Source organism: Flavobacterium sp. RSSB_23 (genome assembly GCF_051547145.1).
Taxonomy (GTDB): domain Bacteria; phylum Bacteroidota; class Bacteroidia; order Flavobacteriales; family Flavobacteriaceae; genus Flavobacterium.
On record NZ_JBPTTO010000022.1, the window covers coordinates 1 to 9,613 of the forward strand.

The following is a 9,613-nucleotide window of genomic DNA, read 5'->3' on the forward strand; positions in this document are numbered from 1 at the left end:
AACAACAACAACAACAACAACAACAACAACAACAACAACAACAACAACAACAACAACAACAACACTATAGCTTTTTATTATTTTTAACACAGCATCAGCACAGAAATAGTACCTTTGCAAAAAAATTGAAAGATGTCAAATAGTTACATAGGATACCATTTTACTATTGAACCCAAAGAATTAGGTTCAGAAATTCTAATTGCCGAGTTGGGCGAAAAAGCATTCGAAAGCTTTACCGAAACCGAAACAGGAATTGACGCCTTCGTTCAAAAAGACCTTTGGGACGAAACTATTTTAGAGGATATTTTTATTCTACAATCCGAAGAGTTCAAGATTAGCTATACCTTCGAAGAAATCGAACAAATCAACTGGAATGAAGAGTGGGAAAAAAACTTTGAACCTATAGATGTAGACGGGAACTGTCACGTTCGCGCTCCTTTTCATCCAAAAACCGATGCCGAATTTGATATTGTCATCGAACCGAAAATGAGTTTTGGTACAGGGCATCACGAAACTACTCATATGATGATTCAGCACCTACTCGATATGGATGTGGCGGGATTGAAAACACTAGATATGGGATGTGGTACCGCGATTTTGGCCATTTTAGCCGAAATGAAAGGAGCCCAACCTATTGATGCGATTGATATCGACAATTGGTGTTATTTGAATTCCATAGAAAACGCACAACGCAATAATTGTGAACACATTAGCGTTTACGAAGGAGATGCCGCTTTACTTGCTGGCAAACAATACGATTTGATTATTGCCAACATCAACAGAAACATTTTATTGAACGATATGCAAAGTTATGTTGATTGTTTGAATCCAAATGGAACCTTATTATTGAGTGGTTTTTACGAAGAGGACATTCCATTCCTAGACGCTTCTTGCACTGAAAAAGGACTAACTTTTGTAAAAAAACTACAAAGAAACAACTGGGTTTCCCTGAAATATAACAAATAACAATTTTACACCATTTCTAGTATCAAAACACAGCATTATGAGTACTAAAGAAAAAGTAAGAGAAAAAGTCAATATCAAGGAATTGCTAGGGCTCAACAATGAAATTATAGTATACAATGACGATGTTAACACTTTTGACCACGTAATTGAGACTTTAATTCGAGTTTGTGACCACACCCCTGAACAAGCAGAACAATGCTCGTTAATCATTCACTATAACGGAAAATGTACTGTAAAAACAGGGCCTTATGACAAATTGAAACCACAATGCACTAAACTTTTGGCAGCGGGTTTAAACGCTGAAATAGTCTAAGAAAAAACTTTTATAAAAAAGCAGAATTATCAATACAATTGGTAGTTCTGCTTTTTCTTTTTTATATATTTGGTAAAAAAAAAGTACTTTATGGAAGAATACGGCAAAATATTGGTATTTGTAATGCCCATATTTTTACTACTCATTGCGATTGAAAAAATTTACGGTCATTTTAAAGGCGAAGACACTGCTCCTTATATGGATACGGTTTCGAGTGTCAGTTCTGGAATGACGAATTCGGTCAAAGATGTTTTGGGAATTAGTATCTCCATCCTTACTTATGAATGGCTTGAAGCTCATATTGCCCTATTTCATTTAGAAGCCAGTGTTTGGGCGTATATCATTGCTTTTATTTGCATTGATTTTTATGGATATTGGTCGCACCGATGGGCGCATCAAATTAATTTTTTATGGAACAAACACGCTATTCATCACAGTAGTGAGGAATTCAATTTGGCTTGTGCGCTGCGCCAAACCATTTCAAGTTTTGTCAATCTTTTTACCTTTTTACTTATTCCTGCCGCAGTTTTGGGAGTTCCCTCAGTAGTAATTGCGGTTACCTTACCCATTCATTTGTTTTTACAGTTTTGGTACCATACCAAACACATCAAAAAAATGGGCTTTCTAGAAAAAATCTTGGTTACCCCTTCCCATCATCGTGTGCATCACGCCATCAATCCAGAATATATCGATAAGAATCATTCCCAAATCTTTATTTTTTGGGACAAACTCTTTGGCACTTTTCAAGAAGAATTGGATGCAGTGCCTCCTGTTTTTGGGATTACCCGACCTGCACAAACTTGGAACCCCATCCGAATTAATTTTCAGCATTTAGGATTGCTGATTTCGGATGCGTGGCGTGCTGAAAACTGGAAAGACAAACTCACCATTTGGTTCAAACCAACCGGTTGGCGCCCTGAGAATTTTGAAGAAAAATATCCCGTTACCAAAATAAGCGACGTCTATCATTTTGAAAAGTACGGCACACAGCATTCTAAGAAATTAATGTATTGGTCTATTTTTCAGGCGTTGGTTACTTTGCTTTTGATTACCTATATGTATGATTCTATAGGTACGATTGGCTTACCGCACGTGTTTGTGTATGGCGCTTTTATCTTTGTAACCGTTTACAGTTACACAGAATTGATGGATGCCCGAAAAACGGCTGTCTTTTGGGAGACTTTCCGATTCCTTTTTGCTATGGGGCTGCTCTATTTTTATGGTGATTGGTTTGGATTGACCAATTTACTACCCGTGAGTACCTTTATTTTAATTGGGTATTTTTCGATTTCCCTTGCTATGAGTATTTACTTTGTGGCAGTTGATTTTGAAAAAGAAAAAATAGCACTCGCCTAGTTGCTTCAAACTTATTCTAAACTTATTTAATTTCCATTCCGTAGTCGCATAGACTGCTTATTACTTCTTGTGTCTTATGAAAGCGAACAGCATCCTCAACAGTTACCTTATTTTTAGTATACTCTACTTATTATTACCTTTTATTGGATTAGATACAATTAACTGGTATTTGAAACCCTTTTTGTTGCCCTTTTTGCTAGTAACTGTTCTGATTTCTGCTGATTTTCAAGGCAAAAAATTATTGCTCAGCGCTTTATTGTTTTCTTGGATAGGAGATATCATTTTGATGTTTGCTGACAAAGCCGAAATATATTTCATTTTAGGGTTGGTTTCGTTTTTACTTTCTCATATCCTGTACATTGTCCTTTTTAGTAAACAACCCAAATCAGCAATTAAAAGTAATTCCGTTGCTTTGTACTTAGGAGCTATCCTGATTCTTGGTTACTTCTTTGGTATGGTTGGTCTATTGTTTCCGAAATTAGGCCCATTACAAATTCCTGTAATGGTATACGCAGCTGTAATTACTACAATGCTCTTTGTTGCTTATAAAGGAAGTTTGGCTTGGGAAAAACCAGCAGCTTATTTCATCCTAACAGGTGCCATTTTCTTTGTGCTTTCGGACAGCATATTGGCTATTAATAAATTCTACCATCCTATAGCTCAATCTGGTTTTTGGATTATGAGTACTTACATCTTGGCACAGTACCTTATTGTTTCAGGCCTTCTTCGCCTAAACCAAAAAAAGTAGTCTTTTCTTAATTGAAAAGACTACTTTTTTTTATCATTTTTTAAGTAAAATTCTAATCAAAAGCTTAATGAGGCAGTTTGTCTTTCGTCAATCCATAGACAAAAGTTCCCAAAAGCGCTCCCAAAAGCACTAGCAACACAGGGAAAAATCCAGCGCCTAATAATATAAAGATAGGTCCAGGACAACAGCCTACAAGCGCCCATCCTAAACCAAAAAGAGTTCCTCCTATCCAATAGCGAGCTGAACCTTTTTCTTTGTCTTCAACTTGCATAAGAGTGCCTTTAACATTTTTGATTTGAAAACGTTTCACCAATTGCATTCCGATTAATCCTGTGGCTACGGCAACGCCAATTATGCCATACATATGAAAGGATTGAAAGTGAAACATTTCGTAAATGCGGTACCAAGAAACTGCTTCTGATTTCGTTAAGACAATTCCGAATAGGAATCCAACGAGAAGGTATTTTAAAGCTTTGAACATATCGTAATTATTTTAAAAGTAAAGGCAACAAGAGATGTGCCATAATTAATCCACCAATAAAGAACCCAATTACCGCTTTTAGCGAAGGCAATTGCAAATTACTCAAGCCTGTAATGGCGTGTCCTGAGGTGCAACCACCAGCATAACGAGAGCCAAAACCAATTAAAAAACCACCTAAAAGCAATAGTGCTATTCCTTTTGGAGATTGAAACAGCGAACTGCTAAAAAGGGCATCAGGCACTAATTTCCCATCAGGAGCATCGATTCCTAATGTTGCCAATTGCTCAACCGTTTGGGGATTGATTGCTACGTTGGTTGGAGCGCTCATATAATGTACCGCCACAAAGCCACCTAACATTGCACCTAGTACCACTACTAAATTCCAGCGAGAGGCTTTCCAATCAAAATCAAAGAAAGGTACTTTTTTGCCAGCACCAGCCAAGGTACATAAAGAACGAAGGTTAGAAGACATCCCAAATGTTTTTCCAAAATACACCAAAAGAAGCATGACCATTCCGATTAGAAAACCAGAAACGTACCAGGCCCAAGTTTGAGAAATAAAATCCATATACACTGTTTAATTTTCGGCAAAGATAGTAAGCAAATCTAAGTTTCATACTAAAAGTGCTTTTTTGCACTTAAAATCTAATCATGAAGCAGTAGAGAAAAAGCACTATCAAAGATGGCGTCTTATAAGTGGACTTTTAAGTAAAAGCTTGAGGTATAACAAAAAGCAGAGCGCTATTTACACAGAATATCTTTTATTACTCCCAAGAATGAGCTATAAAATAAATGCAATTTTCTAACAATCTACTGCAGAAATATTATCGAGTAGTAAAGTGTAAAGTGTTTATATTTGCTTTTGAAAACCTTGACAAAAGTTGGTATCATTCTTGTTTAACCCAACCAGAGTAAGCATACAGAAATACTTGAAAAGAAAACAAAATTATAACTTCTGATTATGAAAAAAATCCTTGGACTAGTAGCTAGTCTTTTTCTATTTGCATCCTGCATTAGTACCAAATCGACTTTAAAAAATGTGGACAACAATGCGCCAGTTCCGCAACTTACTAAGAACAATACGTTTGTCATTACAGCCTTTAGTAAAGACAAAAAGTATGGCTATGACAAAGATTACCCTATTAATATCTTTTATCGTGGTACCAAAGACGATGTCATCAATCAACAACGCTTTTTGAATGCTTTGGCTGGGCCAAACGGGGAAGCGATTACTTTTTCGAAACTGGAAAGTTGCTGTCCATTTCCTTCAAAAAACACAGAAATGGGTGCAGGATTTCTAGATGTCTATGAAATAAAATGGGATGGACTTAAAAAGCCAATTTTATTGTATTTGAATATCTATGAAAGAGGCCAATTGATGGTTCCCGTTGGGTTTAGCTTGAAAAAAAATTAGCTTGCGTTTGCTGCAATGCTTAAGACTTTCTTAAATGCTATCCTAAAAACACTATTTTAGTTCTTATTTATAATCAAAAATCGCAAAAGCTAATTAACTTTGCACACAAAATTTAAAAAAATGAACATACATCATATCCCGCAAATTAAGCATACCGATAGTGGTAATTTCTTTGTTTTAGCAGGTCCTTGCGCCATTGAAGGAGAAGAAATGGCTTTGCGTATAGCAGAGCGATTGGTTGGTATCACAGACAAATTGCAAATTCCGTACGTATTTAAAGGTTCTTTCAAAAAAGCCAACCGTTCTAGAATTGATAGTTTTTCTGGGATTGGGGACGAAAAAGCTTTAAAAATTCTTCAAAAAGTTTCAGAAACTTTTGGTGTTCCAACTGTAACTGATATTCATACTAATGAAGATGCTGCTATGGCTGCTGCTTATGTAGACGTGTTGCAAATACCAGCCTTTTTGGTTCGACAAACAGACTTGGTAGTTGCTGCTGCCAAAACTGGAAAAGTAGTCAACTTGAAAAAAGGGCAATTCATGAGTCCAGAGAGTATGAAACACGCCGTACAGAAAGTATTGGATTGCCAAAACGAAAATGTAATGGTTACTGACCGCGGAACTATGTTTGGGTATCAAGACATGATTGTAGATTATAGAGGTATTCCAACGATGCAGCAGTATGCTACAACGGTTTTGGATGTTACGCATTCTTTGCAACAACCTAACCAAACAGCAGGTGTAACTGGAGGTCGACCAGACATGATTGAAACTGTTGCCAAAGCTGGAATTGCTGTAGGTGTAGATGGCATCTTTATTGAAACTCATTTTGACCCAGCTAACGCTAAAAGTGATGGGGCGAACATGTTGCATTTGGATTATTTTGAAGTCTTAATGACTAAATTGGTAGCTATCAGACAAACCATCAATCAATTTTAATTTTTTTTATTTAATAGCCCCTTGAAAACATCTTATTATTATTTCGTTCTTTTTTTAACGACAACTATTGCCTTTGCACAAGAAATTGCTCCCGTAAGATACACCGCTCACAATAAAGGAAAGTTCTTTATTTCATGGGGAGGAAACAGGGAATCCTACAGTAAATCGGATGTTACCTTTACCGGCAAAGATTATCGTTTTACGGTAGCGGATATGCGAGCTCATGACAAACCCAAAGGTTGGCATATCGATTACATTAACCCTACCAAAATGACAATTCCACAAACGAATTTGCGTTTGGGTTATTTTTTCTCTGACCATTATAGTGTGGCTATTGGAGTAGACCATATGAAATATGTGATGACTCAAAATCAAACAGCTAATGTAACAGGCACTATTAACTTGCCTGCCTCAGACCCTGGTGCTGTGTTTAACGGTACTTACAACAACACTCCTGTTAACTTTACAGACGAACAGTTTTTAACTTACGAACACACTGATGGCTTGAATTACATCAATACTGAAGTTTCTCGTCATGATGATATTTCTAAGTTATTTAAAATTGGGAATACGGATAAAATTCAGGTTAACTTGACAGAAGGTATTGGTTTTGGGGTATTGTATCCAAAAACAAATACCAAATTACTTGGAAAAGAACGTCATGATGACTTTCACGTATCCGGTTTTGGAACTTCCTTGAAAGCTGGTTTAAATATTACTTTCTTTAAATATTTCTATATCCAAGGAGAATTAAAAGGCGGTTATATCAACATGAATGACATCCGAACTACAATGAGTACTGACGATAAGGCATCACAAGATTTCTTCTTTTTTCAGAGAATCCTTGCTGTAGGTGGAAAATTTAGAATCTAAATTTTCACCAAAAAAATCATAAAAAAAATCTCCTTTTCGGGAGATTTTTTTTTACACAGACCTAAGTTAGAATACTATCGCTTCAATAGAATGATATTTATTAAATGATTATAATACAATCAATTTATTCAAAATTATAATTGATTTTGGCTAAAGCCAATACGAAACTCATTTTAAAGAATGGGCTAAAGCCCATTCCTATTCAATTGATTCAAAAAAAAAATAATGATCAACATAGGTTACAATGTCTTTGTCTCTACAATATTAAGAATGGGCTAAAGCCCATCCCTATTGAATTTTTTCATAAAAAATAATAATCGAACTCAATAACAGAATGGGCTAAAGCCCATTCCTATTCAATTGATTCAAAAAAAAATAATAATCAACATAGGTTACAATGTCTTTGCCTCTACAATATTAAGAATGGGCTAAAGCCCATTCCTATTGATTTTTTTCATAAAAAATAATAATCGAACTCAATAACAGAATGGGCTTTAGCCCATTCTATTCAATTGATTCAAAAAAAAATAATGATCAACATAGGTTACAATGTCTTTGCCTCTACAATATCAAGAATGGGCTAAAGCCCATTCCTATTCAATTGACTCAAAAAAAAATAATGATCAACATAGGTTACAATGTCTTTGCTTCGGTAATTACGGCTATCAAAATGTCATGGTCGATATTTTCTAGGTTAAAATAACGTAACGATTTTACCGTATTTCGCTTCTCTCCAATCAAATGGGACTGATTGTGTTGCAATTTAAAACCTTTGGCGAAACCTAAATCGACAAATCCTTTCTTGTGATTGGGAGCGAGATAGCAAAAGGGTTTCTTCTTATAATACACATAAGGAATGCCCCATTTGAACATCACTTCACTTTCGGGTAATTGTTGCTGAATCACCTGAAGTAAATGCAACATAATACTCTGATACAAGTGCGGCTGATTGAAAATATAGGCTTCAGCGGGTTTCATAGTTACAAGCCTTTTTGATCCATCAAATACAACAAAGAAGCCATAGTAGCTGCTCCCAATTCCAATTCTCTTTTGTTAATGGCATCAAAGGTATCGTTGGCCGCGTGATGGTAATCGAAATAGCGTTGAGAATCGGGTTTGAGTCCTGCTTTGACGATATGCTTGGATGTCAATGGTCCAATATCCGTTCCGCCATGTCCTTTTACAAAACTATGAATCAAATAAGGCTCAAATAGCCCTTTCCAACTGCTAAATTTAGCAAACTCCTCGTCATTGCATTCGAATGAGAAACCTCTTGGCGAAAAGCCTCCCGAGTCGCTTTCGAGTGCAAAAACGTGATTTTCTTTATTGGTTTGTGCCAATTCTGCATATTTTTTTCCGCCACGGTTGCCATTTTCTTCGTTCATGAACAACACTACACGAATCGTGTTTTTGGGTTTATAATTCAGCTGTTTCAAGATACGTAGCGCTTCCATACTTTGCACCACTCCTGCCCCATCATCGTGCGAACCATCAGCTAAATCCCAAGAATCCAAATGACCGCCAACTACCATAATGTTTTCGGGGGTTTCGCTTCCTTTGAGTTCGCCCACCACATTATAAGACAACACATCGCCCATTTGTTCACAGGATTGCTTAAAATAGAATTGCAGTTGTGGGCTTTCTTTTAACTTCTTGCTTAATAACTCCGCGCCATTGGTGCTGATGGCTGCTGTAGGAATCCATTGTGCTTGCGGTAAGTCGCCATAGCTCTGGTTACCAGTATGCGGAAAATCATCCAAACGCAAATTCATTGAACGCACAATCGTTCCCACCGCACCATACTTTGCTGCTTCTCTAGCCCCTGAAGAACGCTGGTCCACACAATGTCCGTAAGCTTTAAATGTTTCGATTTGTTCTGCGTCCATTGGGCGGTTATAAAAGACTATTTTTCCTTTTAAAGCCGTTCCCAAGCTTTCTAATTCTTTGATGCTATGTACTTCGATTACGGGAGCCAGCAAACCCTTTTTAGGTGTAGCAATCGACCCGCCCAAAGCACAAATTGGCACTTCAATTTTGTTTTTTCCATCTTTGATATAAGCGGTTTCTTTAGCACCACGCACCCACTTTGGCACCATTACTTCCTGTAAAAACACTCTATCTAACCCTAAGGTTTCTAATTGTGCTTTGGTGTATTGTACTGCTTTCTCAGCATTGTCAGAGCCTGATAAGCGGTGTCCGATTTGGTTAGAAAGATAGTCCAGCCATTGGTAGCCTTGCCCTTTGGTCAATGCGGATTGGTAAATGGCTTTGAGTTGCAACTCCTCTGATGATTGCGAAAAAACGACTCCGCCAAGGCTTAGCAATAGGGCTGTAAAAAAAGTTTTCTTCATAGTTTTAGGTTGGTTTTGGAACTTTATAGTTGGTGGCAATTTCGGGAAAGTTTATGAATTATTAGGTAGGTTGTTTAAAGTTTAATCGGTTAATTGGTTAATTGTTTATGGTTGTGGGTTGTGGGTTGTGGGTTGTGGGTTGTGGGTTGTGGGTTGTGGGTTGTGGGTTGTG

11 protein-coding genes are annotated in these 9,613 nt (G+C 36.9%); 7 read left to right on the forward strand and 4 right to left on the reverse strand.

Annotation, left to right across the window (positions count from 1 at the left end; translation table 11 throughout):
• Window positions 1-132: 132 nt before the first annotated feature.
• From prmA to ACSVH9_RS15955, 4 genes are all read left to right on the forward strand, one after another.
• The gene (gene prmA / locus ACSVH9_RS15940) at window positions 133-966 is read left to right on the forward strand and encodes a 50S ribosomal protein L11 methyltransferase (RefSeq protein WP_438064566.1); all 834 of its coding nucleotides are present in this window, start codon (window positions 133-135) and stop codon (window positions 964-966) included.
• 37 nt (window positions 967-1,003) lie between these two features.
• Complete coding sequence (locus tag ACSVH9_RS15945) at window positions 1,004-1,279, forward strand: ATP-dependent Clp protease adaptor ClpS (RefSeq protein ID WP_159684704.1); 276 nt, start codon at window positions 1,004-1,006, stop codon at window positions 1,277-1,279.
• Window positions 1,280-1,369: 90 nt separating this feature from the next.
• The gene (locus ACSVH9_RS15950) at window positions 1,370-2,635 is read left to right on the forward strand and encodes a sterol desaturase family protein (RefSeq protein WP_438064567.1); all 1,266 of its coding nucleotides are present in this window, start codon (window positions 1,370-1,372) and stop codon (window positions 2,633-2,635) included.
• Between the two features lie 76 nt (window positions 2,636-2,711).
• Window positions 2,712-3,383, forward strand: coding sequence for a lysoplasmalogenase (locus tag ACSVH9_RS15955; RefSeq protein ID WP_438064568.1), 672 nt, complete (start codon window positions 2,712-2,714; stop codon window positions 3,381-3,383).
• A gap of 64 nt (window positions 3,384-3,447) precedes the next feature.
• Here ACSVH9_RS15955 and ACSVH9_RS15960 read toward each other — a convergent pair whose 3' ends face one another.
• Both ACSVH9_RS15960 and ACSVH9_RS15965 read right to left on the reverse strand, forming a co-directional pair.
• Window positions 3,448-3,864, reverse strand: coding sequence for a DUF6691 family protein (locus tag ACSVH9_RS15960; RefSeq protein WP_438064569.1), 417 nt, complete (start codon window positions 3,862-3,864; stop codon window positions 3,448-3,450).
• A 7-nt stretch (window positions 3,865-3,871) separates the two neighbouring features.
• On the reverse strand, window positions 3,872-4,432 hold the full coding sequence (locus ACSVH9_RS15965; RefSeq protein WP_438064570.1) for a YeeE/YedE family protein: 561 nt from the start codon (window positions 4,430-4,432) through the stop codon (window positions 3,872-3,874).
• A 393-nt stretch (window positions 4,433-4,825) separates the two neighbouring features.
• Here ACSVH9_RS15965 and ACSVH9_RS15970 point away from each other — a divergent pair, with 393 nt between their 5' ends.
• The 3 genes from ACSVH9_RS15970 to ACSVH9_RS15980 all read left to right on the forward strand — a co-directional run bounded on the left by ACSVH9_RS15970 (window position 4,826) and on the right by ACSVH9_RS15980 (window position 7,090).
• Window positions 4,826-5,278, forward strand: coding sequence for a 2-dehydro-3-deoxyphosphooctonate aldolase (locus ACSVH9_RS15970; RefSeq protein ID WP_438064571.1), 453 nt, complete (start codon window positions 4,826-4,828; stop codon window positions 5,276-5,278).
• A 120-nt stretch (window positions 5,279-5,398) separates the two neighbouring features.
• Window positions 5,399-6,217: a 3-deoxy-8-phosphooctulonate synthase gene (gene kdsA / locus ACSVH9_RS15975; RefSeq protein WP_438064572.1), complete on the forward strand. Its 819-nt coding sequence runs from the start codon at window positions 5,399-5,401 to the stop codon at window positions 6,215-6,217.
• Between the two features lie 21 nt (window positions 6,218-6,238).
• The gene (locus tag ACSVH9_RS15980) at window positions 6,239-7,090 is read left to right on the forward strand and encodes a hypothetical protein (protein ID WP_438064573.1); all 852 of its coding nucleotides are present in this window, start codon (window positions 6,239-6,241) and stop codon (window positions 7,088-7,090) included.
• Window positions 7,091-7,723: 633 nt separating this feature from the next.
• On the opposite strand, the gene ACSVH9_RS15985 is transcribed toward ACSVH9_RS15980, so the two are convergent.
• Entirely contained in the window at window positions 7,724-8,068 is a 345-nt protein-coding gene (locus ACSVH9_RS15985; protein WP_438064574.1) for a DUF1801 domain-containing protein, read from the reverse strand.
• Between the two features lie 2 nt (window positions 8,069-8,070).
• Window positions 8,071-9,441, reverse strand: a complete 1,371-nt coding sequence (locus tag ACSVH9_RS15990; RefSeq protein ID WP_438064575.1) for a M20/M25/M40 family metallo-hydrolase — start codon at window positions 9,439-9,441, stop codon at window positions 8,071-8,073.
• Window positions 9,442-9,613 lie beyond the last annotated feature (172 nt).